Origin of the sequence: Rhizobium sp. BK112 (genome assembly GCF_014193215.1) — a bacterium.
In the GTDB taxonomy this organism is placed as follows: domain Bacteria; phylum Pseudomonadota; class Alphaproteobacteria; order Rhizobiales; family Rhizobiaceae; genus Rhizobium; species Rhizobium anhuiense.
Genome location: NZ_JACHYZ010000013.1, coordinates 1 through 25291, shown reverse-complemented (window position 1 = coordinate 25291; position 25291 = coordinate 1). Strand labels below are relative to the sequence as shown.

Below are 25291 nucleotides of genomic sequence, written 5' to 3'. Positions count from 1 at the left end.
CAAAACCGGGAAACAGCAGAAAGGGAAGGCCGGGCGAGGTGCCCGGCCTTGAGATGATCGATTACTTGGCGACGACGGCCTTGTCCGGGTTCGGCGGGAAGGCCGGATCGGTCTTCTTGCCGCGCAGCAGGTCGAGCGCGTAGTTCAGCTGAACGTCGTCCTTCGGGTCCGGCGGGACGTAAGCAACGGAGCCCGAACCTTCATCCGTCTCGCTCTGGCCCTTGATGTGGCCGCGCAGGCTGGATTCGCCTTCGGTCACCATCTTGCCCTGCAGTTCCTCCGGCAGCGGCTCCTCGACCTTGATGTCGGGCGTGATGCCGGTACCCTGGATCGAGCGGCCCGACGGCGTGTAATAGAGCGCCGTGGTCAGGCGCAGCGCGCCGTTTTCGCCGAGCGGGATGATCGTCTGGACGGAGCCCTTGCCGAAAGAGCGCGTGCCGAGAATGGTGGCACGGCGCAGATCCTGAAGAGCGCCGGCGACGATTTCCGATGCGGAAGCCGAACCGCCATTGATCAGCACGATCACCGGCTTGCCATCCGTCAGGTCGCCCGGGCCGGCATTGAAGCGGCGGGTTTCATCCGGATTGCGGCCGCGGGTCGAAACGACCTCGCCGCGCTGCAGCAGGGCATCGGAGACGTTGATCGCCTGGTCGAGCAGGCCGCCCGGATTGAGGCGCAGGTCGAGAACATAACCCTTCAGCTTGTCAGCCGGAACGGTGTCCTTGATCTTCTTGATCGCCTTTTCCATGTCGGGATAGGTCTTCTCGGTGAAGGAGATGATGCGGAGATAACCGACATCGTCCTCGACACGCGACTTGACTGCCTGGACGGCGACGACGTCACGGACGATCGTCAGTTCGATCGGCTTATCGGCGCCCTTGCGGATCAGCGTTAGCTTGATCGGCGTGTTGACGGCGCCGCGCATCTTCTCGACGGCGTCCTCCAGCTTCAGGCCGCGCACGGACTGGCCGTCGATCTCGGAGATATAGTCACCGGCGAGAACACCGGCCTTGGCGGCGGGCGTATCATCGATGGGGGTGATGACCTTGACGAGTTCGTCTTCCATCGTGACTTCGATGCCGAGACCGCCGAACTCACCCTTGGTCTGGGTGCGCATGTCCTCGGCGTCCTTCGCATTCATGTAGCTCGAATGCGGATCGAGAGAGGAGAGCATGCCGTTGATGGCGTTCTCGATCAGCTTGTCTTCGGCCGGCGGCGTCACGTATTGCGCACGCACGCGCTCGAAGACATCGCCGAAAACCGAAAGTTCCTTGTATGTAGAGGATCCGGCCGCTTCTGCCGGCACACCCGCCGAGTAAATGACGCTCATTGCGGTCGCACCCATCAATGCGCCGACCAGAACAAGAGAAGCCCTACGAATCATTGCGTGCCTTTCCAGTGTCTTTGGAGGTCCACCACGGCCGGGAATCGACCGGTTTACCGTCCTTTCGAAATTCAATGTAAAGCGTTGGCCGGTCCGTTTCCAGCGCCAATGCAGTTGCGCTTGCCACTCTTTTTGCGCCCATCACGGCAAGCGGCTCGCCGGAGAAAACGAACTTTCCCTGACGGGTATTGATCGTATCCATTCCCGAGAGAACCAGGTGATATCCATCGCCCACGTCGAGGATAATCATCTGGCCGTAACTGCGGAACGCGCCGGCGAAAACCACCAGGCCATCCGCAGGCGCCGTCACCACCGTCTCCGGATTGGTGGCGACCGTCATTCCCATGGCCTCGTGTCCGGTGCCGTCGGCATCGCCGAACTGGCGCAGGATATCGCCCGCAACGGGCACCTCCAATTTCGCCTTCAATTCTCCGAAGGGATATGCGGGCGCAATGCGGTTTTTATCGGGCACGCCGCTGTCGGCGAGCGCCCTGGCCTGAGCGCGCTGCTCGTCCGTCATAAGCCTGCGGTTCTCCTCCGCCTGGCGGGCGGCGGCGGCAGCGTCCCGCACCGAAGCGATCTCGGATTCCATCGAGGCGACAAGGCCTTCAAGGCTCGTCGCCTTGCCCGCCAGCTCTTCGGAGCGTCTTCTCTCGGCTGCGAGTTCGGCGGCATTGTTGCGGCTGAGCTTGTCGTTTTCGGCAAGCAGCAGGTCCATGCGCCGCTCCTCCTCGATGCCATCCGTCATCGTCGCGGTCAGCGAGGCCTTTTCGGCGGCGCTTGCGGTTTGCAATGCGGCGAGGTTTGCGAGGTCTGCGGCAAGTTTGTCGGTCTCCTTGCGGATGCCGGGCACGACCGCGCCGAGCAGAATGGCGCTGCGCACCGATGCGAGCGCGTCATCGGGGGTGACGAGCAAAGCGGGCGGCGGGTTGCGGCCCATGCGCTGGAGTGCTGCCAGCACCTCGGCCAGAAGGCCGCGGCGCTCATGCAGGGAACGGCGGATGCCATCCTCCTTGACGCCGAGACCGGCAAGCTTCTTCTCGCTTTCGAGGATCTGCCTTTCAAGCGCCTTGCGGCGTGCGGCGGAATCGATCAGCGCCTGGCGGATGCTCTCCGTGCTCTTTTCCAGATCGGCAATGCTCCGGCGAAGCGCGCTCACCTTGTCGGTGGAGAGACTGATGGTCTTCGACAGGGTTTCGAGTTCGGCTCGGGTCTGATCACGCTTGGCGGCAAGTTCGGCGGCGGGATCGGGCGGTGGCGGCTCGGCTGCCGGCTGCGGTGCGGATTGTGCCGCTTCGGGGGCGGCTTCCTGCGCCCGGACGATGAACGGATTTGCCGACACGACAATCACCGCCACACCGACACCGGCCGCGATAGCCGGCAGGATCATGCGGTGTCGCCTGGTGGATGCTCTCGTCATGCGTGTTGGGGCACTTTCTCAAATCGCGCGAAGACTAAGCTGATTTGGCGCGCTTTGCCAGAACGTTCGACGGACAGCGAGTGTCCAAGCAAACACGGCTGCGTGACATTACGACGCGCTGGGCGACGCATCGGGCCGCCGCGGCATCAGACGCGGTGATAGGGGTGGCCGGACAGGATGGTAACGGCGCGGTAGAGCTGTTCGGCGATCAGCGTGCGCACCAGCTGGTGCGGCCAGGTCATCTTGCCAAGACACAGCGTGGCGTCGGCACGATCGTACAGGGAGGGATCGAGGCCGTCGGCGCCGCCGATCGCGATGGTCAGTTCGCGTTTGCCCTGATCGCGATAGGAGCCGAGCAGATTTGCGAAGGCTTCACTGTCGAGCGCCTTGCCGCGTTCATCGAGAAGAATGAGAATGCTGCCATCGGCAAGCGATTTCAAAAGCATCGCCGCCTCTTCACGCTTGCGGGTTTCCGCATTGGAGGCACGGCTTTCGGCCACTTCGGCAACACGGGTAAATTCGAGGCCGACGGCAGGGCCGGCCTTGGCAAAACGGTCGAGATAGCGGGCCACAAGATCCTTTTCGGGGCCGGACTTCAGCCGTCCCACCGCAAAAAGACCTATTCGCATTCATCCGCTCCCGCTCATGCGGCACATCGGGCGCACACTGCGCCACCGGCCGGCTTGTGATATTTTCCGGCCAGCCAATGCCACGTCTCAGGCGCCGGACAGAATGCCGGCCTGCCTGTCAGTGCCGTGTTTCTTCATCCATATCCGGAGCCGCCCACATCTTTTCGATGTTGTAGAACTCGCGGATTTCGGGACGGAACACATGCACGATAATGTCACCCGTGTCGATCAGGACCCAATCCCCGCCTTCCTGACCTTCGACGCGGGCCGTACCGAGGCCGTCGTCCTTAAGGTCGGTCAGCAGATGATCCGAGATCGCCATGACATGCCTGTTCGAGCGGCCGGAGACGACGATCATGTAGTCTCCCAGCGCCGATTTTCCGGCAATGTCGATGGTGACGATATCTTCAGCTTTGGAGTCCTCAAGGCTGGCGAGGACGGTTTCTAGGGCACGGGCGGCGGCATCGGCGCCACGTTCCGCACTCTTCGGGATAACGGCGAGCGTTTTTCCCTTGGCGTGTACTGTTGTCAGTGCTTTCCCTTTCCTGGAATGACAAACTATGCACAACACAGATCCGATCGAGACCGGATCATGGTTAAGATAGGCATCAAACCATTAATGTTTCAAGACATGCTAAGGTACGGAACGGCCGAAAATCCGATCTAACGTCCGAATTGAAGAATATTGCCACGCGGGCTGCTTCCGGCGGGCGGTGTACAGTTTCCATACCGCAGCGTAAAGTGCCGAAAATTCCGCGATCTCTGGATTCAATGACCGACTCAGCCGTAAAAACACTCGTTCCCGTCCTGCGAATCAGCTTCCCGGACCAGGATCGCCTCGGTCGCGGAAAGATGGAGCTCCTGGAGCACATCCGCTCGACCGGTTCGATCTCGGCGGCGGGGCGGGCGATGGACATGTCCTATCGCCGGGCATGGCTGCTCGTCAGCGAGATGAACCGGATGTTCTCTGAACAGGTGGTGGAATCGCAGCGCGGCGGGCAAAGGGGCGGCGGCGCGGTGCTGACGCTGTTCGGCGAGGAACTGCTCGAGCGTTTCCGCCGGATGGAAAAGACGGTGCGCACCAGCCTTGCCGACGATCTCGCCTGGCTCGAAGGCAAGCGCAATCTGCAACAGGGCAAGCGCGGCTGATCAGGCCTCCAGGGCAACCGTCTTGATGACGGCGAAGACCGCCCTTCCCGGCCGAAGATCGAGGCGCTCGCAGGAGAGCGTCGTGATCCGGGAAAGAATGATATCGCCGCCGCAATCGAGCCGGATTTCCACCGTTCCGTCCTCGGCCGGCGATATCTGCTCTATCCTTGCTTCCAGAATATTCAGCGCGCTGAGCCCCTCCGGCTTTGCGGTCGCCAACATGACATCGCGGGAGGGAATGCGGATGCGGACCGATTTGCCGGGCGCAAGGGCCGCACCCGGAATATGGAGCCGGCAGGATTTCAGCGCGACGGTCGACAGGCGGTGAAGCGGATCGAAGCTTTCCACGGTGCCTTCGAGTAGCGCGCCCGCCTCGCGCCGATCGGCGGAGGTTGACGGACGGCTCAATATGTCGATGGCGGAACCGGTCGCTTCCACCTTGCCGTCGCGCATGACGACGACATGGTTTGCCAGCCGCGCCACCTCTGCGATCGAATGGCTGACATAGACGATCGGGATGTCGGTCTCGTCGCGCAAACGTTCCAGATAAGGCAGAATCTCAGCCTTGCGCGCCTCGTCGAGGGCGGCGAGCGGCTCGTCCATCAGCAGCAGGCGGGGCGAGGAGAGAAGCGCGCGGCCGATGGCGACGCGTTGCTTCTCGCCTCCGGAGAGTTTCGCGGGGCTGCGCGCCAGCAGCGTCTCGATGCCGAGCAGGTCGACGATGCGATCGAAGCTCTCACTGCCTGCCGTTCTCGCCGCGAACCAGCGGCCGTAGGAGAGATTGGCGCGAACGCTGAGATGCGGGAAAAGCCGCGCCTCCTGGAAGACATAACCGAAACGGCGGCGATGTTTCGGGATGAAGATGCCGGTTGCGGTGTCGGTCAGGGCCTCGCCGTCAAGGGCGACGCGGCCTGCGTCCGGGCGCGCGAGGCCGGCGATGATGCGGATCATCGCGGTCTTGCCGGAACCGGAACGGCCGAACAGCGCGGTGACGCCACGCTCGGAGGTGAAGGCGGCATCGAGCGAAAAGGCGCCAAGCTTCTGTTTTGCCTCGACGATCAGCGTCATTCCGGATCGATCCTCCGGCCGGCGAGACGGGCGAGGAATTCGGAGGCGAGCAAAGCGGCCATGGAAATGACGACGGCAACGAGCGTCAGGCGGAATGCGCCGGCGTCGCCGCCCGGAACCTGGGTAAAAGTGTAGATCGCCGCCGACAGCGTCTGGGTTTCGCCGGGAATGTTGGAGACGAAGGTGATCGTCGCGCCGAATTCGCCCATTGCCTTGGCAAAAGACAAGATCATGCCGGCGATGATGCCGGGCAGGGTCAGCGGCAGGGTGATCGTCAAGAAGACCCAGACAGGTCCGGCGCCGAGCGTTCCGGCGGCCTCCTCCAGCTTGCGGTCGACCGCCTCGATCGACAGGCGGATGCTGCGCACCATCAGCGGAAAGGCCATGATGGCGCAGGCCAAGGCCGCACCCGTCCAGCGGAAGGAGAGAACGATGCCGAAATACTGGTCGAGCAGGCTGCCGACCGGACCGCGGCGGCCGAACAGAATGAGCAGAAGGAATCCGGTGACGACCGGGGGCAGGACCAGCGGCAGGTGAACGACGCCATTCAGCACCGACTTGCCCCAGAAGCGGCCGCGGGCAAGCAGCAGGGCGACGAGGATGCCGAAGGGCAGGCTTGCCAGCATGGCGACGATCGAGACGCGCAGGCTGAGCAGGATCGCCGTCCATTCCTCATTGCTCAACCCCAACATGTCCAAATGCAGCTGTCTCCCTGGAAGTCTGGGGGCACGCCGGGGCGAGCCTCAGTTTGTTGACAATGCTCGTTCTTTACATGGCGTCATCCGACGCCTGCCCCTCATCCGCCTGCCGGCACCGACCGGGGTCAAGCCACGGGTCTCGACCCGTCCTTCAGACCCCCCGCTCGCGGGGCGAAGGGACCCTGTCGCACCGTCCTCCTCAACCTCAACGCGGCGTTTGCCACGTCCCTCGCCCGCGAGCGGGTTTGGGTGAGGGGCAATCCCACGGCACGAACAAGACAGCCTCTGCCACTTATCGATCGATGCAAATGCTTGGGGTACAAGACAAGCATCACGAAACACTAATTGGTCGACTATTTCAGAATCGTGAAACCCCGCGCCGTGAAGAAGGCAGCAGCCCTGTCGGATTTCAGGAAGTCGAGATAGGCTGCTGCATCCGGGTTCTTGCTCTCGTTAAGGATTGCGATCGGATACATGATCGGCGGGTGGGAATCGGCCGGGAAGGTGCCGACGACGGCGACACCCTTATCGGCTGCGGCATCCGTCTGGTAGACGATGCCATAAGGCGCTTCGCCGCGGGAGACGAGGGCAAGGGCGGCGCGCACGCTTTCGGCGCCGGCGACCTTGCTTTCGACCGATTTCCAGACGCCGAGCTTTTCGAGCGCGGCCATGCCATATTTGCCGGCCGGAACCGATTTCGGCTCACCCATGGCCAGCTTGCCGTCACCCAGCAGTCCTGCAAGATCGAAGCCCTGCTTGATCTCGACCGGTTTTGCCTTGGCCTTTTCGGCAACGAGCACGATGCGGTTGCCGAGCAGATTGGAGCGGGTATCGGCCTTGATCAGGTTTTTCTTGGCGACGTAATCCATCCAGTCGAGATCGGCCGAGATGAAGACATCGGCAGGAGCCGCGTTTTCGATCTGCTTGGCCAGGGCTCCGCTCGCCGCATAGGAGGCGACGGTTTCCTTGCCGCTTTCCTTGGCCCAGGCGGTGTTGGCGGCGTCGAGCGCATCCTTGAGGCTGGCGGCCGCAAAGACGATGAGCTTTTCGGCTGCGGCAGCAGGCGCCGGAAGCGCTGCCGTGCCAAGCCAGAGGGCTGCGATCGCGGCGGTTGCCTGTTTCATCCATCGGCGGCGGTTCTGCATGATGTCTCCCCAGGTTTCGAAATATTGCGACGAATATAACGGGTGAGGTGCTTTGGCTAGGGATATATCCAGAAAAATATAACCATATCGGGCCGCTGTGTTCGCAGCGATCCAATGGTTTTGGCATTGTTGAAGTGCATGGCTCGAACCGCAGCATGAGATCCAAAGGGCGGAAATATCCAAACGACAGTTGGCAGACCGCAAGGATTCCCGGCGGTAGAGTATGCTCCGTCGATTTCTGCCAAGAAAAACGGCAATGCCAAAGCCATAAGGCTGCATAGGATTGCAAGTGACGCATTGCTGCAATGCAACAATCGATATTCATCTTCCTGCGAAATATGGTACAACACTCTCATCGAAACGGCTTCTCCTCCTCCCATAGCCGTTCGGTAGGATCGACAACACTCCTCCTCCCAGTTGTCGATCGAGTTTATAAGCCCGACGGATCTCCTCCCCCGTCGGGCTTTCTCGTTTTCGGGACATCCTTGGAAATCAAACTAAAGCGCGTCGCCGGGCGCCGAGCCGTTGCGGATTGCCGTCGAGCTCAGGCCGGAGCGCGGCCCGTGGATGAAGGTCCAGGCCGGCGCACGCTTCTTCCAGAGAACACGGGCATCATCCTCGTCGACCCGGGCGAAATCGAAGGTCCTGGCCATTTTCGAGGAGAGGAAGGAGAGCGTCGCACCCGGCCGGTCGATCACCGCGATCGGGAAGGTGCGGGCAATCTCCTGCCATTTCTGCCATTTGTGAAAGGTCTGCAGGCTGTCTGCGCCCATGATCCAGATGAAATGCACATGCGGATTGCGGGCCTTGACGCGGGCAAGCGTGTTGGCAGTGTAGCTGACGCCGAGCGTCTGTTCGAAGGCCGTCACCTTGACGCGGGGGTCGGCGGCGACACGCTCGCTTTCGGCAATACGCTCGGCAAGCGGGGCGAGCTGGTTGCGGCTCTTCAGCGGATTGCCCGGGGTGACCATCCACCAGAGCTGATCGAGGCCAAGCCGCTTGAGGGCGATCTCGGCGACCAGCGCGTGGCCCTGATGCGGCGGATTGAACGAACCGCCGAACAGACCGACGACCATGCCGCGCTCGCTGTGCGGCATGCGGAGATAGTGCCGGTCCACATTCTCAATCGTCACGTCTGGCTCGGTCGTCACCTCAGGGCCGCGTCTGTCCGGCACCATGCACCCGATATTTGAACGAGGTGAGCTGTTCGACGCCGACAGGACCGCGGGCATGCATCTTGCCGGTGGCAATGCCGATTTCCGCACCCATGCCGAACTCGCCGCCATCGGCAAATTGCGTCGAGGCATTGTGTAGCAGGATCGCCGAATCGACTTCGGTGAAGAAACGCGCGACGACGTCAGGGTCCTCGGCGATGACGGCCTCGGTGTGGTTCGAGGAATAGGTCTGGATATGGGCGATGGCGCCCGATATGCCGTCGACGACGGCAACCGAAATGATCGCGTCGAGATATTCGGTCGACCAATCCTCCTCGGTCGCGGGCTTCATGCCGGGTGCGACCTTCAGCACCGTTGCCGAAGCGCGGATCTCGCAGCCGGCCTGCGCGAGAACCTCGAGCAGCGGCGTCAGATGCGTGCCGATCGCGGCGCCATCGACGAGCAGGGTTTCGGCCGCGCCGCAGATACCGGTGCGGCGCATCTTGGCGTTGACGACGATCTTCTTCGCCATTTCGATATCGGCCGAGGCATCGACATAGATATGGCAAAGGCCTTCGAGATGGGCAAAAACCGGCACGCGGGCCTCGTTCTGCACGCGGGCGACCAGGCTCTTGCCGCCGCGCGGCACGATGACGTCGATCGCGCCCTCCAGGCCGCGCAGCATGGCGCCGACGGCAGCGCGGTCGGCGACCGGAACGAGCTGGATAGCATGCTCTGGAAGTCCTGCCGCCTTCAGGCCTTCAACCAGGCAGACATGGATAGCCTGCGATGAGCGGCGCGAATCCGAGCCGCAACGCAGGATGACGGCATTGCCCGCCTTGAGGCAGAGGGCGCCGGCGTCCGCCGTGACGTTCGGCCGGCTTTCGAAGATGACGCCGATGACGCCGAGCGGCGTGCGGACGCGCTCGATCTTCAACCCGTTCGGCCGGTCCCAGGCGGCGATGACTTCGCCGACCGGATCGGCAAGCGCGGCAATGGCGCGGATGCCCTCGGCCATTTCGGCCACACGCTTGTCGTTCAGCGTCAGCCGGTCGACGAAGGAGGCAAGCATTTCGGTGCCTTCGATATCCTTCAGGTCCTTGGCGTTCTCGGCAAGAATATGCGCCTTGTTCGCCAGGATCGCATCGGCCATGGCGTTCAGCGCCCTGTTCTTCACCTCGGTGGACGCAAAGCTCAGCGGTCGCGCGGCAGCCCTCGCCTTGCGGCCGATGTCGTTCATCAGCACGTCAATGTCAGGGCTTGGCGCCACGGTATCAAGCATAGCTCGCGTCCTTCTTCTGCCTTTCCGATTTCGAACCGATCTGGGCCGTCATGACCATGTCGTCGCGATGGACCATGGCGGCGCGCCCGGCATAACCGAGGATGGCGGCGATTTCCGCCGATTTGCGGCCGGCGATCCGGCGGGCGTCGTCGGCATCGTAGCTGACAAGACCGCGGCCGATCTCGCGGCCCGCCGGGCCGATGATCGCCACCGTATCACCGCGGCTGAAGAGGCCGGAAACGCTGCGCACGCCGGCCGGAAGCAAGCTCTTGCCGGCCCCGAGTGCAACGACGGCGCCGTCATCGACATGCAGTTCGCCGGCCGGCTGCAACTGCCCGGCAATCCAGGTCTTGCGGGCGGTGACGGGCGTGCCAGACGGCGCGAACCAGGAGGAACGCGCGCCGTTTTCGATTGCCGACAGCGGGCTGTCGGTCTTGCCCGACGCGATGATCATGGCGCAGCCCGATGTGGTGGCAATCTTGCCGGCATCGATCTTGGTGCGCATGCCGCCACGCGAAAGCTCGGAGGCCGCACCCCCGGCCATTGCCTCGATCTCCGGCGTGATCGCGGCAATCGTCTCCAGGAACGTTGCGTTCGGATCGAGATGCGGCGGCGCGGTATAGAGGCCGTCAATATCGGAGAGAAGAATGAGCAGGTCGGCGCCGGTCATCGTCGCGACGCGGGCGGCGAGGCGGTCGTTGTCGCCGTAGCGGATTTCGCTGGTGGCAACGGTATCGTTCTCGTTGATGATCGGCACGGCGCCGATTTTCAAAAGCTGATTGATGGTGGCGCGGGCATTGAGATAGCGGCGGCGTTCCTCGGTATCTCCGAGTGTCAGCAGGATCTGGCCGGCGACGATCTCGTCGTGCGACAGGCTTTCCGACCAGGCACGCGCCAGCGCGATCTGGCCGACGGCGGCGGCGGCCTGGCTTTCTTCCAGCTTCAGCGCGCCCGAGGGCAGGTCGAGCACCGAGCGGCCGAGCGCGATCGCGCCCGAGGAGACGACGAGCACATCGATGCCCTTGGCCTTCAGGCCGGCGATATCGGCGCACATGGCGTCGAGCCAGGCCTTCTTCAGCCCGGCCCTGCGATCGACCAGCAGCGCAGATCCGATCTTGATGACGATACGGCGGTAGCGGCCGAGCGGCTTACGGCTGGTCATCGGCCTCGTCCTCGCCCTGAACCTCGCCCTTGTCCTCATCGGAGACGACCATGTCGCGATGGCGCAGCTTCGGCACCTTGGCCGGCTTCTCCTCGGTATTGGCCTCGACGATGATGTCGCGCAGGGCGCGCAGGACCTCGGTCATGCCCTTGCCGGTGACGGCCGAAATCTGGAAGGGCGTCTTGCCGCAGGCCTTGGCCAATTCCTTGGTCTTCTTCTTCAATTCGGCATCGTCGAGCAGGTCGATCTGCGACAGCGCCACGATCTCAGCCTTATCCGTCAGCTCGTTTCCATAGGCTTCGAGCTCGTGCTTGACCGTCTTGTATGCCTTGCCGACCTTTTCCTCCTGGGCGGAGACGAGGTGGAGCAGCACGCGGGTGCGCTCGACATGGCCGAGGAAACGGTCGCCGATGCCGACACCTTCATGGGCGCCTTCGATCAGGCCCGGAATGTCGGCGAGGATGAATTCCCGCTCGTCGATGGTGGCAACACCGAGGTTGGGATGCAGCGTGGTGAAGGGGTAGTTGGCGATCTTCGGACGGGCGCGGGTGACGGCAGCCAGGAACGTCGACTTGCCGGCATTGGGCAGGCCGACGAGGCCGGCATCGGCAATCAGTTTCAGCCGCAGCCAGAGGGTCTTTTCCTCGCCGGGCAGGCCGGGATTGGCCCAATCCGGCGCCTGATTGGTCGAGGTCTTGAAATGGGCGTTGCCGAAGCCGCCATTGCCGCCATGGGCGAGGCAGAAACGCTGGCCTTCGACGGTGAGATCGCAGATCAGCGTTTCCCGGTCTTCCTCGAAGATCTGGGTGCCTACGGGAACCTTGAGCGTCACGTCGCTTCCATTGGCGCCGGTGCGGTTCCTGCCCATGCCATGGGTGCCGATCGTCGCCTTGAAATGCTGCTGATAGCGGAAATCGATCAGAGTGTTCAGTCCGTTGACAGCCTCGACCCAGACGTCGCCGCCGCGTCCGCCATCACCGCCATCCGGGCCGCCGAACTCGATGAATTTCTCGCGCCGGAAGGAAACGCTGCCGCCGCCGCCGTCTCCGGACTTGATATAGACCTTTGCTTCGTCGAGAAATTTCATTTTACTTCCAATATTCAGTGGCAGTTGGACGGCCGTCTTGGCCCATTCGATATAGGCGGTTCCGACGGAGGTCAAAGATTATCGTGAATTTCGTGAGCTATAACATACAGTACGGCTTCGGTCTCGATGGCAGATACGATCTGCCGCGCATTGCCCGGAGCCTCGAGGGGGCCGATGTCATCGCGCTGCAGGAGGTGACCCGCGGCTTCTCCCGCAACGGTTTTGCCGACATGGCGGCTGATGTTGCCGCCTTCTTTCCCGACTATTTCTGGGTGTATGGGCCAGCCTGCGATATGCATGTCGAGGCAGCCAAAGAGGGGCTCCGGCCGGTGCCCGGCACGCGATTCCAGTTCGGCAACATGGTGCTGTCGCGCTGGCCTGTTATCTCCACCCGGACGCTGCTTCTGCCGCGCAGCCGGACGATCGGCAAGATCAACCTGCAGCGCGGCGCAACCGAGGCGGTGATCAAAGCACCCGGCGGCGCGTTCCGCGTCTACTCCGTCCATCTCGACCATGTCTCTGCCGACGAGCGCATCCGCCAACTGCAATTCCTGAACGCGCAGATCAATGCCTTCGTCCAGGAGGGCGGGTCGCTGACGGGAGGCGGCGAATTCGATCTGCCGGAGCCGCCGCTGCCGGAAGATTACGTCATCATGGGCGATTTCAACATGGAGCCGGAATCGCCGGAATATTGCGCGCTTGCCGGTGCCGGCGGCGGATATTACGGCCGTATCGCCAGGGTCGGCACGCCGATCGACGCCTTTGCGGCGCTCTCGGCCTATCGGCCGGGGAGCTACAGCTGGATGGATCCCGAAGATCACGGCAAACGCATGCATCTCGATTATTGCTTCGTCAGTTGCGGCCTTGAGGGCCGGTTGAAATCCGCCCGGATCGATACGCAATCCGAGGGCTCCGATCATTTTCCCCTATGGGTTGAGATCGGGGATTGAGGGAGACGCCGCCGGGGCGGCGTCTCCTTTTCGGTTATGCGACCTTCCGCGGCTGCAGCATGCCCGGCTGCAGCACGGTTTCGATGTGCGACACCATGGTGTTGCGGGCGAAACAATAGATTTCGCCGCAACCCGTCATGCGGAAACCGAGCTTCTCCTGCAGTCGCAGCGAGGCCGGGTTGTCGGCGAAGACGCCGGAATGGACCGGCGTCTCCGGCATGCGGCGCGAGAAGCGCTCGATGATCGCCGCCACCGCCTCGCTCATATAGCCGCGCCGCCAGTAGTAGCGGTTCAGCCAGTAGCCGAGGTGCCAGCGGCCGTGACGCAACTCGATCGAGACGTTGCCGATATGGACATCGTCGTGACCGGTGATCGCCAGCGGCCAGTCGGGCAGGGTGCCCGAGGTGACTGGGATCAGCCAGTCCAGCGCATCCTGCCGGTCGAACGGCGCGGGTACGCGGGACAGCATGCGCGTGACCGCGAAATCGGAGAGCGATTCCGCGATCGCAGGCGCATCGCTCAGCCTGTGCGGGCGGAGCGTCAGCCTAGCGGTCGAGATGACAGGCGCGGGGCCGGGCATCATCGGCTTGAGCTCAGGCCTTTGCAGCGCGGTCGTGCTCATGCGATGTTCCCCCAGCTTCGGAGGGACATCCAGGTCTTGCGGTCGAGCCTGTACCATTCCACGGGCACGTTGCTGCCGAGCGCCAGCGAGGCAGCGAGCCCCGATCCCTGGAACTGGAAGCCGCACTTCTGGATGACGCGGCGCGAGGCGACGTTCATCACCCGGCAGCGCGCATCGATCTGATCGACGTCCTGGCGGGTTCTGAACACCATATCGACCAGGGCATGGCAGGCCTCGGTCGTATAGCCCTTGTTCCAATAGGGCTCACCCAGCCAGTAACCGATCTCGACGGTCTTGCCGTCGGCATGCGGCTCGACGCCGCAGCAGCCGATAAAGGCGCCGTTTTCGGCCTTGGTGATCGCATAGACGCACTTGCCAATCTCGCCATTTTTCGTGCGACGCACGAAGTCAGCAGCATCATTGGCGGTATAGGGGTGCGGCATACGCGATACCATGGTGGCGACTTTGGCGTTGTTGGCGAGATGGGCAAGGGCGTCGATGTCTTCTTCGTGGGGCGCGCGCATGACGAGCCTTTCCGATAACAAGACAGGGCAATCGGTCCTTAACCGCTCCGGCCTCAGCCGTTCTTCGGAAGACCGCTGGTCTTCCCGGGGCGACCGTGATTGGTCTGCCCTTAACAATTCGCCTTGCATGGTTCAGTCCTCCTTGAGGGGTAAAGAAAAAGGGGAGATGGCGCCCCATCTCCCCTGTTTTCTAGACTGAACCTGATACGGCCAGCCGGGTCGATGAGACGCCGGCTGTTTTTGAGCGCTACCGGCTTATTCCGCTGCTTCCGCTTTCGGCATGACAGACACGTAGACGCGACCGTTGGCCTTCGTTCGGTAGTTCACATTGCCGGCGGTAAGCGCAAAAATCGTGTGATCCTTGCCGAGGCCGACGTTGGAACCCGGATGCCACTGCGTCCCGCGCTGACGCACGAGGATGTTGCCTGCGATGACGGCTTCGCCGCCGAACTTCTTCACGCCAAGGCGCTTGGATTCGGAATCGCGACCGTTGCGCGAGGAACCGCCAGCTTTTTTGTGTGCCATTGGAGTTCTCCTTTAAACCTTGTCCCGTTGATCTTACTTGGCAGCCACGATGTCCGTGATACGGACGACCGTGTGATGCTGACGATGGCCGCGCGAACGCTTCGAATTCTGACGGCGGCGCTTCTTGAAGGCGATGACCTTCTTGCCGCGGTTCTGTTCGACGACTTCTGCCTTGACAGAGGCGCCGGTAACGAAGGGCGCACCGATCGCAGCGTCGGCGCCTTCGCCGATCACGAGCACTTCGGTGAATTCAATGGAATCGCCAGCGGTGGCTTCCAGCTTTTCGATGGTCAGCACGTCGTTGGCTGCCACACGGTACTGTTTACCGCCGGTCTTGATGACTGCGAACATTTTTTATCCTTTCATGTTCGTTCCAGCTCTCCTCGCTCCTTGAGCAAGGTGGCCGTCTTTTTATCAGTCGAAGTTAAGCAGGGATTTCAGAGGGAAACCTCGAACTCTTCCTGCCGGTGAAACGCCCCACGCAAGCGCAGGACAAGCAAGGCACGGATTTCTCCAAACCTATTGCGCAGCCGAGATACGCGAGCGACAAAAAAGTGTCAAGGCAAAAGGATGGAATGCTTCGACTTTTCGGCTTGCCAACCTGTCATATGCTCGTTATGAGAACGCCCGCGCCGAACAAGCGCCGACCAGACCGCGGAGAGGTGGCAGAGTGGTCGAATGCACCGCACTCGAAATGCGGCATACCTGCAAGGGTATCGTGGGTTCAAATCCCACCCTCTCCGCCATAACGCTTCAAGCGCATAATTTTCCTGCAAACCGCTGAAATACCGAGACATCAGAGCGGGAAGGCGCCGTAGCTCTTTCGGCGGACAAGCGGATGCCGGACTGCGGTGTCGCAGTTCCAGTGCGGATGCGTCAATAATCAATCTGGGCGAATTGCTTTTTAAGGCATTGCTGATGAAGTGCCGGCATGACAAAGCCGCCCCGCAAGCCTTCCAAGCCGCTGCTCGGTGAAGCCTACGAGCCGCTCCGCAGCCGACCGCACTGGCTGCGAGATCCCGCTCAGCCCAATCTTCCTCTCGATCCGATGCCGGACGACCCGGATTTGAACCAGGCCGAAGGTCAGCCATACCCGCAGCGGGCGACCGACCGGGACATGGCGGCTCGCAACTTCCTGAGCTTCAACACGGCGATCTTGCTGGGGATCTTGTTCATTGCGATCGTCTTCAGGTTCCACAAGATCACCTTGCCGCTGGTCGACGGCTTCAGCTGGCGCGAGGTCAGCACCGCAATGATGGCCGACAATTTCCAGCAGCGCAGCTGGAACATCTTCTTTCCGGAGGTCAGCTGGACCGGGCCCGGGCCAAGCTATCAGGGCCGCGAGTTCCAGATCGTCAGCTATCTCACAGCCCTGCTCTACCAACTGTTCGGCTGGCACGACTGGTTCGGCCGCATGGTTGCGGCCTTCTTCAGCCTGGTGACGGTGTTTTCGCTGCACAGGCTGACGGCGCGCTGCTGGGGCGAGATGCACGCCCACGCGGCAGCACTTGCCTACGCGCTGATGCCGGCGGCGATCATGATCGACAGCTCGTTTCTTCCCGATCCCGCGATGCTGGCCTTGGTCACTCTCGGCGTCTGGCTGTTCGTCAGATATTGGGCCGGCGGCAGCGGTTGGCTCTTGCCGTTCGCCACGGTCAGCTTCTCGCTCGGCGCACTGTCAAAGCCGCCAGGCCTCGCCGCCGGTGCCATTATCTTCTATCTGATGGTCTGCTGGATTCTGGAGAAGAAGTGGAAGCAGGCGAGTGGGGTCTTCCTGTCGGGGCTCCTGAGCCTGGCCGTCATCGGCGCTTATTTCAGCTGGGCGATTTATCTCGGCCGCAGCTATCCGCCGTTTCATGTCGCCGGCACCGGCGGCTATATCTGGGAGGATGGCTTCCGGACATACCTCAGAAACAGGTTCTATTTCCAATCCGCGTGGAACACCTCGGCTTTGTGGTTCTACGGCTATCCGTTCATGGTGCTGTTTGCGGTCGGCTTGTGGATACCGCCCAGACCTGCCGAAGACCCTAGGCGACGCACCCTTTCGCGCATTCCCTATGTGTGGCTGGCTGCGGCCGTGATCGTCTATCTGGCGGCGGCCGGCGAGATCACCGGCAATGTGTGGAACTTCCACATCTTCCATGTACCGGTCGCGATATTCTCAGGCCGCGGCGCGCTTCTTCTGGCAACCCTTGCATCGAGAACCGTTCTAACGCCGGCGGTCGTGCTTCGCTCGATCTGCATCGTGGCGGTCGCACTTGCCTGGTCGACCCTTCCCCTCGTCAGGACGATGAAGAAGCCAATCGCCATGAAGGGCAAGCTGCTTGGCGAGGAACTGGCGCGGCTGGCGCAACCGGGCGACCTCGTCGTCGCCATCGCGCCCGAGGTCGGCGATCCCGTCGCAATCTACTACAGCAGGGCGCGGGGCTGGGTGTTCCCGCCCGGCGGAGGCGATGAGGAATGGTCGAAATTCGTCGCCGATGACGCCATTGCGATCGCGCAGCTGGAGGAGTTGCGCGCGCAAGGCGCGGATCTGTTCGGCGTTGCCAAGAACGCCACCGACAAACAGGACCTGCTGTTCGTCGAGCATCATGACGGGGTCATCGACTATCTGGACAAGACCGCAACCAAGCTTGTGGATTCGGATGATTTGCTGGTCTACAGGATCACTCGTCCATGAGAGCCGACAACAGTCGCTGCGGGCGCTCTCATTGTATGTCAGAGCCGTTTGATCTCTGTTTTATTGTATTTTCTTCACCCAGACTCCGACCTCATCGCCGCTGCTCAGATCGGGCTGCACCAGCCCATCGATCATGAAGGTCGGCGAGACATGGATGCCGTTCTGCCGGGCATATTTGCAATGCCATTTGATCTCCCGGTCGAGATCCGGAATTGCGAAGGCCTCCTTCAGCCTGACGCCGCTGTAGGTTTCCAGGCGCTCGATGGTCTGGTTCGGCGTCACGTCCATGTTCGGGCCGCCGGCATGGCGTTCAAACTCGAAATCCTCGCGATGGGCGGCAATGGCGGCCATCACTTTCTTGGCTGTCTGCTTGCCGCCTTCCAGCGTTGAGGCTGCGATGATGCAGCGGACAAGGACGCCCGAATACATATGCCAGGGTTGCGACTGCAGACGGATCTTCACGGTGATCCTGTCTTCGCCGGCTCGGCTCAGCAATTCGTCGAGCTTGTTGAACGCCCTGACCGAATAAGGGCAAGTCGGCTCCAGAAAGGCTTCGAAGATGCGGGAGCCAGTTCCCCAGGTGAGCGGATCTGCGTGCCAGGCGGTGGTCGTCATGGGATTCCTCTCTGAAGGCAAGGTATTTGAAGCGACTTAGGTCACCAGGCTCCAGAAGCCATGCTTCTTGCCGTGCCGGCGCTTGAGGTCCGCGACATAGACGTCATGGGATCTTGTGTTGCCAAAGTCATCGATATGAGGCGTAAGGGACGCGCAGTCCGCAAGATGCCTTGCGGCGTGTTTATAGCGGCTGGGCCTGTTGTTATCGAGGGCGAAATCGATCATGGAGCGCAGGAGAATGGTCGCCGCGAGCGGATGTTTCTCCGCCAGAGCTTCGGCCGCCGGCGTCATCAGCTCATAGAGATCGCCGTCGAGTTCGGCTTTCCTGATCACCACCAGTTTTGCCGCCTCGGCAGGCGCCGGCCAATTCAGGAAAAAGGCAAGCGCCTGATGGACGTTCGGGAAAGCCCGGGCATGGGCAAATGCCTTCTCCTCGGCGTCGAGATCGTCGAAATCCGGCAGCCGCTTGAGGAAAGCCCTGAGATGCTCGCCATCCAGCGCCTGCTCGAAGCGCCCCCATCGATAGGTTTGGGCCTCTTCGGCGCGCCCCAGGGCCTCGAGCGCGGCGACGCGAGCGAGCTGCCATTCGAATGGCATGTTGGCCCAGCCTCTAGCGTCGGCCTCATCCAACGTCTCAAGCGCTTCTTTCGCCCGCCCGGCCGAGAGCAGGCGATTGGCGATATCGGCCGCAATCATCGGCGCCTTGCGCGTTTCCTCGGGGTGCTGGCCAATGTAGGCATCAACATCGCCCTGGGCGTCGGCAATTTGCTGTAAGGCCATGCGCACCGTCAGATCCCGGTGAGTGCCGTAGATCTCATCCTCGTAAATCGGGCCTCCCGCGCCCCAGCCGATGACCTTGCGCTCATCTTCCGCCGGCTTGTCCTTCGGCTCCTTGGACCATTGGACGAAGAGGGTTTTCAACCGATCGATACCATCCTTGCCGAGGGCCGGCACCATCGCCGCAAGCAGGTTGTCGTACTGGCCGTAACCATTGTCCTGCACGGCTTTGAACACCTTATCGGCCAGAACATTGACGTCAATTTTGACGAGCCTGGCGATTGCAGCAGCATCCTCGCAAGCCTGGTGAAAACTTTGGATCAGTGAGCCGCCGCGGTCGTTGGATCTTTCAAAGATCGAATCCGCCATTGCGAGGAACTGCCATATCAGTTCGAAAGCCTCCCGGGGATCATCGGCGGCAATCGTCTCTGAGATCGTCTTGCGTTGAGTTTCCAGATCGGTCTTCAGCGCCTTCGCTTTGTGCCAGTTTATGACGGTGCGAGCGCGGGTAATGCTGGCAAGCCGCTTTCGCACCTCACGCGCCACTTCGGCGCTGCCGTGATTGCCGGCAAGCTCCATTCGAAGCCGTCGCTTGTGGGCGGCGCTGCCCGTGCTGATCTCGATCAGCAGCTCGGCAAGGCGCTGGACACCGAGGGATTCGAGATTCTTGGCATTGAGTGTTGTCTTGGCTGCCATCGGTCATCGCTGTCGTTTCTGCGGCTGACCCTACCCTGGAGCCGGTACGAGGCCAAGGTCGGGGAATGCATGCGAGGGATAATCCCCTGCTCCTCGATATTAGCTAAAAACTAACGCTGCCTCGTAACGACTCCTAAAGCCGGTTTTGGCACCTTGTTGCCTGTCGAATATTGCTTCCAAATTTCTCGCTGGGGTTGATTATGAGTCATAATAAGGACGCCTGGGTCAGCCAGCGCGCTTATTCGCTGTGGGAATCGGAAGGCAGGCCGGATGGGCGCGGGGAAAGCCATTGGGCGCAGGCGCTACGGGAGTTCGAGCAGCTGGAGCTGACGAAGGCCTCGCCTGATGGAAATGATCTTATCGAGAAGCTGAAGGCCGCGGGGCGGCTGATGCGTGTCTATGACGAGACGGTTCCCGCCGTCGAGAATGACCGGCAGATCAAGGCGGTTCGCTAGCCTGTATTTATAATCCCTGGGTTGCCGAAATATTCAGCGGCATTCCAGGCGGACGATCGGCCTTGCCGGCAGGCGTCTTGCCACTTCGACGAAGCCGGCATCCAGAAACATCGAGAGCGCTCCCGGATAGAGCTCGGCTCCGTTCGAAGCGCGGGCTGCCTGATCGACGGGGTAGGCTTCGAGGCATTCAGCGCCATTCGCGTTTGCGAATTTGACGGCGTGTTTCAATAACAATCGCGACAGGCCCTGCCGCCGGAACGGTTTGCGGACGATGAAGCAATTGATCGACCAAACCGGCTTGTCGTCGACCGGCGCGAAGGGCTTTGAGCGGCGCAGCCGGTCGAATACGGCGCGCGGCGCGATACCGCACCATCCGGCCGGCTCGTTCTCGTGGTAGCCGAGAATGCCTGGCGGGCGCGGCCCGGCGACGAGGCTTCGAAACCAGTTGCGATTTCCCTCGCCCCATCCTGCCTTGTAGTCGGCATTCGGAAGATACCAGTAGGCGCAGCGACAATTCCGGCCGCCCGAGCAATCGTCGAACACCTCTTCTAGATCAGCCAGGCGGTCGGCGGTGGCGGGGAAGAAAGAGAAGCGATCCTGCATCCGGGCAAATTATGACGCAGACGGACGATCGGCAAGCGGTCGCCCGTGCCGGACGATCAGGCGAGGTTGCTCTCCAGCTTGAAATACTCATTCTTCAGCGGCCGACGTCGCCCGGCTGTCGCCGCCGGTCGGCATTCTTCGGCGCGCGGCCCGTCCTGACGCTACTGGCGTGCGGCCCAGCTCAAACCCCGCCGCAGGATGAGCGGCATATAGGGATGGTCGAATTCGGCAGCGATATGGCCGAGGGCGGAATAGAAGATGCGGCCGGCACCGAAATGGCGCTTGAAGACGACGGGCATCACGACATTGCGGGCCGCCGGATCGTAGGCACCGGTGAAGGTGGTGGTCGCAAGGATTTCGACCGTGGGATCATAGTGGAGATAATATTGCTCGGAACGGTAGTCGAAGTCGGGAATGCCCTCCATCACTGGATCGTCCTGGCGGGTGACGGCGACACGGAAGTCGATGATATTGCCGGGATGGGCCACCCAGGTGACGCCGGAAACATATCGGAAAGGCGCGCTTTCCTTGAAGGACGTGGCAAGGGCGCCGTGATGGCCGGCGAGCCCCAGCCCGCCGCGCACGGCTTCGACCAGGGCCGCGGCATGAGGCTTTTCGAGCGTTTCGCCGGTAATGATGGGCACCAGCAGATCGGCCTGCGCCAGCGTCGGTGATCCGAATATTCCGAGATCGCCGGTCACCTCGACCGTAAAATCGTCTTCACGCAGCAGGTCGGCGACGATATGAGCGCATTGCTCCGGCTCATGACCCTGCCAGCCGCCCCAAACGACCAATGCCTTTCTCATTCGTGCCCTCCCTGGCTGATGTTGCAGACCGTTGCATCACATGGTGGTACAAGGCCCTTAGATCGGGCGGCTATGCAAATCACGCGAATAATTTTCGAATATCGCCGATGCGGCCCAAATTGCGGGGCGGGCGGCGTCATTGTCGTTCGGCGTTGGAGTTGAAGTCATCGATAGGGCCGCCATGGCGACGAATCGCGCATCGATTGAAGTGGCATCGGCATTTGACGTATTGTCTGTTCACGCCGATCGCAGTTCTTTCTTTTTATTGACGTGTATCTCGTCTAGGTTTCCCTCATCTCTCACGAAGAATAGGGTGGTGCATGGCAGGTGAAACGGTTCTTGTTGTCGGCGGCGCCGGCTATATCGGGTCGCATACGTGTCTCGACTTGGCGAACAAGGGTTATACGCCTGTCGTCTTCGACAATTTTTCGAACGGCCATCGCGAGTTCGTCAAATGGGGGCCGGCCGAAGAGGGCGATATTCGCGATCGCGCCCGGCTGGATGAGGTGCTGGCAAAGCACAAACCGGCGGCGATCCTGCATTTCGCGGCGCTGATCGAGGTTGGCGAATCGGTGAAAGATCCGGTTTCCTTCTACGAGAACAATGTGATCGGCACGCTGACGCTGCTTTCGGCGGCACAGGCTGCCGGCATCAACGCCTTCGTCTTCTCCTCCACCTGCGCCACCTACGGTCTGCCGCAGAGCGTGCCGCTCGACGAGACGCACCGGCAGGTGCCGATCAATCCCTACGGGCGGACGAAATATATCGTCGAACAGGCGCTTGCTGATTACGACCAATATAAGAGCCTGCGCTCGGTGGTGCTGCGCTATTTCAATGCGGCCGGCGCCGACTTCGAGGGCCGGATCGGCGAATGGCACCAGCCGGAAACGCATGCGATACCCCTGGCGATCGACGCAGCCCTCGGCCGCCGCCAGGGTTTCAAGGTGTTCGGCAGCGACTACGAGACCCGCGACGGCACCTGCGTGCGCGACTATATCCATGTGCTGGATCTTGCCGATGCGCATGTGCGCGCCGTCGAATATCTGCTGAAGGGCGGCGATTCCGTCGCGCTCAACCTCGGCACCGGCACCGGCACGACAGTCAGGGAATTGCTCGGCGCGATCGAGGAAGTGTCGAACCGGCCTTTCCCCGTCGAATATATCGGCCGTCGTGAAGGCGATTCGCATACGCTGGTTGCCAATAACGACAAGGCGCGCGACGTGCTCGGCTGGGTGCCGCAATATGATCTGTCCGAGATCATCCGCTCCGCCTGGGCCTGGCATGCAAAATCCAACCAGCATTGAGAAGGCGCGCCGGCCGAACATCCTGCTGATCACGGCCGACCAGTGGCGTGGCGATAGCCTGTCGGCCGTCGGTCACGCTTGCGTAAAGACACCTGGTGTCGATGCGCTGGCGCGGGAAGGCACGCTCTTCCGGCGGCACTATGCCGGGGCGGCACCCTGCTCGCCGGCGCGGGCCACACTCTATACCGGCCTTTATCAGATGAACCACCGCGTCTGCCGCAACGGTTCGCCGCTCGATGCCCGCTTCGACAATCTGGCGCTCGCCGCCCGGCGGGCCGGATACGATCCGACCCTGTTCGGCTACACGGATACCGCGCCCGATCCGCGCGGCATGGATGCCGGCGATCCGCATCTGACGACCTATGAAGGCGTGCTGCCGGGCTTTACGGCCCGCCAGCTTCTGCCCGAGCATGAAAAACAGTGGCTCTCCTGGCTCAGGTCCCGCGGCCATGCGAATGCCGTCAGCCGCGACATCCATATTCCGGTCGGTGCCGAAGCAGGCGAAATTTCAAATGCGGCGCCGGCCTATTCGCGCGACGAGACCCAGACGGCGTTCCTGGCCGGCGAGTTCATTCGCTGGGTGGGCGAACAGGACAGGCCGTGGTTTGCACATGTCTCTTTCTTGCGTCCGCATCCGCCATTTTCCGTGCCGGAGCCGTTCAACCGGATGTTCAAGCCCGACGAGGGACCGGCTTTTGCCCGCGCTGCAAACCGCGACGCCGAACAGAATAGTCATCCTTATCTCGCCTACGAGATGCCACGCTCTGGCAAGGGCAACTTCATCTACGGGGCAACGGGGCCGCTCAGCGGCTGGAACGCTGAGGATTTTGCCGCGATCCGGGCGATCTATTACGGGATGATATCAGAGGTCGATGCGCAACTCGGCCGCATCTGGCAAGCCCTGAAGGATGCGGGCGCCTGGGACGACACGCTTATTGTCTTCACCTCGGACCACGCCGAGATGGCGGGCGATCACTGGATGCTCGGCAAGGGCGGTTTCTTCGACGGCAGCTATCATATTCCTCTTGTCATTCGCGATCCCGCAAGCAGTGCTGCGGGTAGGGTCGTCGACAAATTCACCAGCGCTGCCGATATTTTTCCCACCCTTTGTCAAAGGCTCGGCATCGACGCGAAGAACGGGCTCGATGGCCAGTCGCTCATGCCGTTTGTCAGGGGTGGGAGCGGACCGGGCTGGCGGGACGCGGCATTCTGGGAATTCGATTTTCGCGACATTGCGCATGGCGAGGCGGAGCGGCATTTCGGGCTCCGGTCCAACCAATGCAATCTGGCGGTGATCCGCGACGGACGGTTCAAATATGTGCATTTTACCGCATTGCCGCCGCTGCTCTTCGATCTTCGCAACGATCCGATGGAACTCGACAATGTCGCGGCGGATCCGGCCTATGCGGCGATACGGCTCGATTATGCCGAGAAGCTTCTGTCGCTGCGGGCACGGCATCTCGACCAGACGCTTGCCTATACCGAGCTGACGGAAAGAGGGCCGGTGACGCACCGACCCTGGTAGAGCATCGCCGTCTTCTTCGAATGACGGCAATGCTCTCTTTCGCTTTGTACGCAATTCCCGGCACAAGCGTTTCACGCTTTGCCTGGCAAAACCGCTGCACGCTTTTGCTGGAATTGCTTTGTTCAGCCGAGATAATCGCGCTTGCCGATCGGGGCGCCCTGGTTGCGCAGAATGGCGTGAGCCGTCGCAACGTGGAAATAGAAGTTCGGCAGGGCGAAGGTGGCGATATATTCGTCACCGGGCAGCACGATACCGCTCTTTCCCGGCAGGGTGATCTGGCGGGTTTCCGTGCCTTCCAGCGCTTGGGCCGAGAAGCCGGCGAGATAGGCTTCGGTTTTTGCCAGGCGCTCGCGCAGGGCATCGAGCGTCGTTTCGTTGTCTTCGAACCTCGGGGCATCGGTCGCGGTCAGGCGGGCGAGCGCGAATTTGGCGGTGTCGCTGGCGCGCTGATATTGGCCGGAGAGCGGCAGCATGTCGGGCGCAAGTCGAGCGGCGACCAATATGGCGGGATCGATATTCTTTTCCCTGGCATAGGCTTCGGCCTTGTCGAGGTAGGTTTTCAGGCTGGCGATGCCGCGCTGGAACATCGGAACGGTGAGGCGGTAGATCGAAATGGACATGTGTCCTGTCTCCAAAATCTTCAAATGATTGGGCCGCGGCAAAAGATCAAAGATGCCTGCGGCTCTGGGCCTGTCTTCGACCTCGCATAGATGGATGCTCGCTTCGTCTTTCACAACGGCGGAAATGCAGGTGCTGGCCGTGAAGGCCCACGGCATTGCGCTTCATCCATATCCGGTCGCCGCTAAAGAGGCTTGACGCCGTTCCCAGAAAATGGAATGAATATTCCGCATAGCGGATTTGACGGTTTGTTTGTTCCGTTTTGCAGAGCGCCGCGGGAGAGGTGGCGCGGGGAAATTGCGGCTTCAGGGCAAATGCCTGGAGCTCCGGCGTGAGGAGGGTGCAGCCGGGCACCGCTTTGTGGAGGAAGTGAAATGAAAAAGTTTATCCTGGGCACTGCGATGGCGCTCGTC

26 protein-coding genes, 1 tRNA gene and 1 pseudogene are annotated in these 25291 nt (G+C 61.7%); 8 read left to right on the top strand and 20 right to left on the bottom strand.

What is annotated here, in order from left to right; all coding sequences use genetic code 11:
- Nucleotides 1–61: 61 nt before the first annotated feature.
- The 4 genes from FHT75_RS28645 to rsfS form a co-directional block, all read right to left on the bottom strand.
- On the bottom strand, nucleotides 62–1384 hold the full coding sequence (locus FHT75_RS28645; RefSeq protein ID WP_028759099.1) for a S41 family peptidase: 1323 nt from the start codon (nucleotides 1382–1384) through the stop codon (nucleotides 62–64).
- Nucleotides 1374–2774, bottom strand: a complete 1401-nt coding sequence (locus tag FHT75_RS28640; protein WP_063473857.1) for a murein hydrolase activator EnvC family protein — start codon at nucleotides 2772–2774, stop codon at nucleotides 1374–1376. Before FHT75_RS28640 ends, FHT75_RS28645 begins: the two co-directional genes overlap by 11 nt.
- Nucleotides 2775–2950: 176 nt before the next feature.
- A complete protein-coding gene (rlmH, locus tag FHT75_RS28635) occupies nucleotides 2951–3433 on the bottom strand; it encodes a 23S rRNA (pseudouridine(1915)-N(3))-methyltransferase RlmH (protein ID WP_063473856.1) in 483 nt (160 codons plus the stop codon).
- A 118-nt stretch (nucleotides 3434–3551) separates the two neighbouring features.
- Nucleotides 3552–3995 (bottom strand): ribosome silencing factor, encoded by a 444-nt coding sequence (gene rsfS, locus FHT75_RS28630; protein ID WP_032984631.1) that lies wholly within the window; start codon nucleotides 3993–3995, stop codon nucleotides 3552–3554.
- 209 nt (nucleotides 3996–4204) lie between these two features.
- Between rsfS and FHT75_RS28625 the strand changes: the two genes are divergently transcribed.
- A complete protein-coding gene (locus FHT75_RS28625) occupies nucleotides 4205–4582 on the top strand; it encodes a winged helix-turn-helix domain-containing protein (RefSeq protein WP_063473855.1) in 378 nt (125 codons plus the stop codon).
- On the opposite strand, the gene modC is transcribed toward FHT75_RS28625, so the two are convergent.
- The 7 genes from modC to obgE all read right to left on the bottom strand — a co-directional run bounded on the left by modC (nucleotide 4583) and on the right by obgE (nucleotide 12178).
- On the bottom strand, nucleotides 4583–5650 hold the full coding sequence (gene modC / locus FHT75_RS28620; RefSeq protein WP_047615815.1) for a molybdenum ABC transporter ATP-binding protein: 1068 nt from the start codon (nucleotides 5648–5650) through the stop codon (nucleotides 4583–4585).
- Nucleotides 5647–6348: a molybdate ABC transporter permease subunit gene (modB, locus tag FHT75_RS28615; protein WP_047615812.1), complete on the bottom strand. Its 702-nt coding sequence runs from the start codon at nucleotides 6346–6348 to the stop codon at nucleotides 5647–5649. The genes modC and modB overlap by 4 nt, the downstream gene beginning before the upstream one ends.
- 353 nt (nucleotides 6349–6701) lie before the next feature.
- Nucleotides 6702–7493 carry a molybdate ABC transporter substrate-binding protein gene (gene modA, locus FHT75_RS28610; protein WP_183845305.1) on the bottom strand — a complete coding sequence of 264 codons (792 nt, stop codon included), beginning with the start codon at nucleotides 7491–7493 and terminating at the stop codon, nucleotides 6702–6704.
- A gap of 497 nt (nucleotides 7494–7990) precedes the next feature.
- Nucleotides 7991–8671: a nicotinate-nucleotide adenylyltransferase gene (locus tag FHT75_RS28605; RefSeq protein ID WP_028758416.1), complete on the bottom strand. Its 681-nt coding sequence runs from the start codon at nucleotides 8669–8671 to the stop codon at nucleotides 7991–7993.
- On the bottom strand, nucleotides 8646–9929 hold the full coding sequence (locus FHT75_RS28600; RefSeq protein WP_047615807.1) for a glutamate-5-semialdehyde dehydrogenase: 1284 nt from the start codon (nucleotides 9927–9929) through the stop codon (nucleotides 8646–8648). Before FHT75_RS28600 ends, FHT75_RS28605 begins: the two co-directional genes overlap by 26 nt.
- Nucleotides 9922–11091 (bottom strand): glutamate 5-kinase, encoded by a 1170-nt coding sequence (gene proB / locus FHT75_RS28595; protein ID WP_047615805.1) that lies wholly within the window; start codon nucleotides 11089–11091, stop codon nucleotides 9922–9924. Before proB ends, FHT75_RS28600 begins: the two co-directional genes overlap by 8 nt.
- The gene (obgE, locus tag FHT75_RS28590) at nucleotides 11078–12178 is read right to left on the bottom strand and encodes a GTPase ObgE (protein WP_028757230.1); all 1101 of its coding nucleotides are present in this window, start codon (nucleotides 12176–12178) and stop codon (nucleotides 11078–11080) included. Before obgE ends, proB begins: the two co-directional genes overlap by 14 nt.
- Before the next feature lie 83 nt (nucleotides 12179–12261).
- Here obgE and FHT75_RS28585 point away from each other — a divergent pair, with 83 nt between their 5' ends.
- Nucleotides 12262–13128, top strand: a complete 867-nt coding sequence (locus FHT75_RS28585; protein ID WP_047615803.1) for an endonuclease/exonuclease/phosphatase family protein — start codon at nucleotides 12262–12264, stop codon at nucleotides 13126–13128.
- Nucleotides 13129–13162: 34 nt separating this feature from the next.
- Here the strand turns inward: FHT75_RS28585 and FHT75_RS28580 are convergent, their stop codons facing one another.
- The 4 genes from FHT75_RS28580 to rplU form a co-directional block, all read right to left on the bottom strand.
- The gene (locus FHT75_RS28580) at nucleotides 13163–13750 is read right to left on the bottom strand and encodes a GNAT family N-acetyltransferase (protein WP_063473853.1); all 588 of its coding nucleotides are present in this window, start codon (nucleotides 13748–13750) and stop codon (nucleotides 13163–13165) included.
- Complete coding sequence (locus FHT75_RS28575) at nucleotides 13747–14403, bottom strand: GNAT family N-acetyltransferase (protein WP_028757233.1); 657 nt, start codon at nucleotides 14401–14403, stop codon at nucleotides 13747–13749. Before FHT75_RS28575 ends, FHT75_RS28580 begins: the two co-directional genes overlap by 4 nt.
- 126 nt (nucleotides 14404–14529) lie before the next feature.
- Complete coding sequence (gene rpmA / locus FHT75_RS28570; RefSeq protein ID WP_003567620.1) at nucleotides 14530–14799, bottom strand: 50S ribosomal protein L27; 270 nt, start codon at nucleotides 14797–14799, stop codon at nucleotides 14530–14532.
- Between the two features lie 33 nt (nucleotides 14800–14832).
- Entirely contained in the window at nucleotides 14833–15150 is a 318-nt protein-coding gene (gene rplU / locus FHT75_RS28565) for a 50S ribosomal protein L21 (RefSeq protein ID WP_003543907.1), read from the bottom strand.
- A gap of 305 nt (nucleotides 15151–15455) precedes the next feature.
- Between rplU and FHT75_RS28560 the strand changes: the two genes are divergently transcribed.
- From FHT75_RS28560 to FHT75_RS28555, 3 genes and pseudogenes are all read left to right on the top strand, one after another.
- Nucleotides 15456–15545 (top strand) — tRNA-Ser (locus FHT75_RS28560).
- Nucleotides 15546–15730: 185 nt separating this feature from the next.
- Nucleotides 15731–15853 (top strand): annotated as a pseudogene (locus FHT75_RS36000) (ATP-dependent DNA ligase); the annotation flags it as partial.
- Nucleotides 15848–17479 carry an ArnT family glycosyltransferase gene (locus FHT75_RS28555; RefSeq protein WP_063473912.1) on the top strand — a complete coding sequence of 544 codons (1632 nt, stop codon included), beginning with the start codon at nucleotides 15848–15850 and terminating at the stop codon, nucleotides 17477–17479. The pseudogene FHT75_RS36000 and the gene FHT75_RS28555, both read left to right, overlap by 6 nt.
- Nucleotides 17480–17539: 60 nt before the next feature.
- Here FHT75_RS28555 and FHT75_RS28550 read toward each other — a convergent pair whose 3' ends face one another.
- The gene (locus tag FHT75_RS28550; RefSeq protein ID WP_028758422.1) at nucleotides 17540–18094 is read right to left on the bottom strand and encodes a DsbA family protein; all 555 of its coding nucleotides are present in this window, start codon (nucleotides 18092–18094) and stop codon (nucleotides 17540–17542) included.
- 36 nt (nucleotides 18095–18130) lie between these two features.
- Nucleotides 18131–19567 (bottom strand): DUF6880 family protein, encoded by a 1437-nt coding sequence (locus tag FHT75_RS28545; protein ID WP_063473852.1) that lies wholly within the window; start codon nucleotides 19565–19567, stop codon nucleotides 18131–18133.
- 200 nt (nucleotides 19568–19767) lie between these two features.
- Between FHT75_RS28545 and FHT75_RS28540 the strand changes: the two genes are divergently transcribed.
- Nucleotides 19768–20022, top strand: coding sequence for a DUF2934 domain-containing protein (locus FHT75_RS28540; protein WP_028757237.1), 255 nt, complete (start codon nucleotides 19768–19770; stop codon nucleotides 20020–20022).
- 33 nt (nucleotides 20023–20055) lie between these two features.
- On the opposite strand, the gene FHT75_RS28535 is transcribed toward FHT75_RS28540, so the two are convergent.
- Together FHT75_RS28535 and FHT75_RS28530 are read right to left on the bottom strand one after the other, a co-directional pair.
- Nucleotides 20056–20625 (bottom strand): GNAT family N-acetyltransferase, encoded by a 570-nt coding sequence (locus tag FHT75_RS28535; protein WP_063473851.1) that lies wholly within the window; start codon nucleotides 20623–20625, stop codon nucleotides 20056–20058.
- Nucleotides 20626–20786: 161 nt separating this feature from the next.
- Complete coding sequence (locus FHT75_RS28530; RefSeq protein ID WP_063473850.1) at nucleotides 20787–21431, bottom strand: ThuA domain-containing protein; 645 nt, start codon at nucleotides 21429–21431, stop codon at nucleotides 20787–20789.
- 320 nt (nucleotides 21432–21751) lie between these two features.
- Here FHT75_RS28530 and galE point away from each other — a divergent pair, with 320 nt between their 5' ends.
- Nucleotides 21752–22735, top strand: coding sequence for a UDP-glucose 4-epimerase GalE (gene galE / locus FHT75_RS28525; protein ID WP_028757679.1), 984 nt, complete (start codon nucleotides 21752–21754; stop codon nucleotides 22733–22735).
- A complete protein-coding gene (locus FHT75_RS28520) occupies nucleotides 22713–24260 on the top strand; it encodes an alkaline phosphatase family protein (RefSeq protein ID WP_063473849.1) in 1548 nt (515 codons plus the stop codon). Before galE ends, FHT75_RS28520 begins: the two co-directional genes overlap by 23 nt.
- Before the next feature lie 122 nt (nucleotides 24261–24382).
- Here FHT75_RS28520 and FHT75_RS28515 read toward each other — a convergent pair whose 3' ends face one another.
- Entirely contained in the window at nucleotides 24383–24880 is a 498-nt protein-coding gene (locus tag FHT75_RS28515) for a DUF1993 family protein (protein ID WP_028759213.1), read from the bottom strand.
- Between the last annotated feature and the right edge of the window lie 411 nt (nucleotides 24881–25291).

Bases quoted from the DNA above. Each gene is read 5' to 3' on its own strand.
- rpmA (WP_003567620.1), bottom strand. From the start codon at position 14,799: ATGGCACACAAAAAAGCTGGCGGTTCCTCGCGCAACGGTCGCGATTCC.
- FHT75_RS28575 (WP_028757233.1), bottom strand. From the start codon at position 14,403: ATGCAAGGCGAATTGTTAAGGGCAGACCAATCACGGTCGCCCCGGGAA.
- FHT75_RS28520 (WP_063473849.1), top strand. From the start codon at position 22,713: ATGCAAAATCCAACCAGCATTGAGAAGGCGCGCCGGCCGAACATCCTG.
- FHT75_RS28555 (WP_063473912.1), top strand. From the start codon at position 15,848: ATGCCGGACGACCCGGATTTGAACCAGGCCGAAGGTCAGCCATACCCG.
- FHT75_RS28640 (WP_063473857.1), bottom strand. From the start codon at position 2,774: ATGATCCTGCCGGCTATCGCGGCCGGTGTCGGTGTGGCGGTGATTGTC.
- FHT75_RS28645 (WP_028759099.1), bottom strand. From the start codon at position 1,384: ATGATTCGTAGGGCTTCTCTTGTTCTGGTCGGCGCATTGATGGGTGCG.
- obgE (WP_028757230.1), bottom strand. From the start codon at position 12,178: ATGAAATTTCTCGACGAAGCAAAGGTCTATATCAAGTCCGGAGACGGC.
- FHT75_RS28535 (WP_063473851.1), bottom strand. From the start codon at position 20,625: ATGCAGGATCGCTTCTCTTTCTTCCCCGCCACCGCCGACCGCCTGGCT.
- FHT75_RS28515 (WP_028759213.1), bottom strand. From the start codon at position 24,880: ATGTCCATTTCGATCTACCGCCTCACCGTTCCGATGTTCCAGCGCGGC.
- FHT75_RS28530 (WP_063473850.1), bottom strand. From the start codon at position 21,431: ATGAGAAAGGCATTGGTCGTTTGGGGCGGCTGGCAGGGTCATGAGCCG.
- FHT75_RS28545 (WP_063473852.1), bottom strand. From the start codon at position 19,567: ATGGCAGCCAAGACAACACTCAATGCCAAGAATCTCGAATCCCTCGGT.
- modA (WP_183845305.1), bottom strand. From the start codon at position 7,493: ATGCAGAACCGCCGCCGATGGATGAAACAGGCAACCGCCGCGATCGCA.
- modC (WP_047615815.1), bottom strand. From the start codon at position 5,650: ATGACGCTGATCGTCGAGGCAAAACAGAAGCTTGGCGCCTTTTCGCTC.
- FHT75_RS28580 (WP_063473853.1), bottom strand. From the start codon at position 13,750: ATGAGCACGACCGCGCTGCAAAGGCCTGAGCTCAAGCCGATGATGCCC.
- FHT75_RS28605 (WP_028758416.1), bottom strand. From the start codon at position 8,671: ATGGTGCCGGACAGACGCGGCCCTGAGGTGACGACCGAGCCAGACGTG.
- rplU (WP_003543907.1), bottom strand. From the start codon at position 15,150: ATGTTCGCAGTCATCAAGACCGGCGGTAAACAGTACCGTGTGGCAGCC.
- rlmH (WP_063473856.1), bottom strand. From the start codon at position 3,433: ATGCGAATAGGTCTTTTTGCGGTGGGACGGCTGAAGTCCGGCCCCGAA.
- proB (WP_047615805.1), bottom strand. From the start codon at position 11,091: ATGACCAGCCGTAAGCCGCTCGGCCGCTACCGCCGTATCGTCATCAAG.
- FHT75_RS28625 (WP_063473855.1), top strand. From the start codon at position 4,205: ATGACCGACTCAGCCGTAAAAACACTCGTTCCCGTCCTGCGAATCAGC.
- FHT75_RS28550 (WP_028758422.1), bottom strand. From the start codon at position 18,094: ATGACGACCACCGCCTGGCACGCAGATCCGCTCACCTGGGGAACTGGC.
- FHT75_RS28600 (WP_047615807.1), bottom strand. From the start codon at position 9,929: ATGCTTGATACCGTGGCGCCAAGCCCTGACATTGACGTGCTGATGAAC.
- galE (WP_028757679.1), top strand. From the start codon at position 21,752: ATGGCAGGTGAAACGGTTCTTGTTGTCGGCGGCGCCGGCTATATCGGG.
- FHT75_RS28540 (WP_028757237.1), top strand. From the start codon at position 19,768: ATGAGTCATAATAAGGACGCCTGGGTCAGCCAGCGCGCTTATTCGCTG.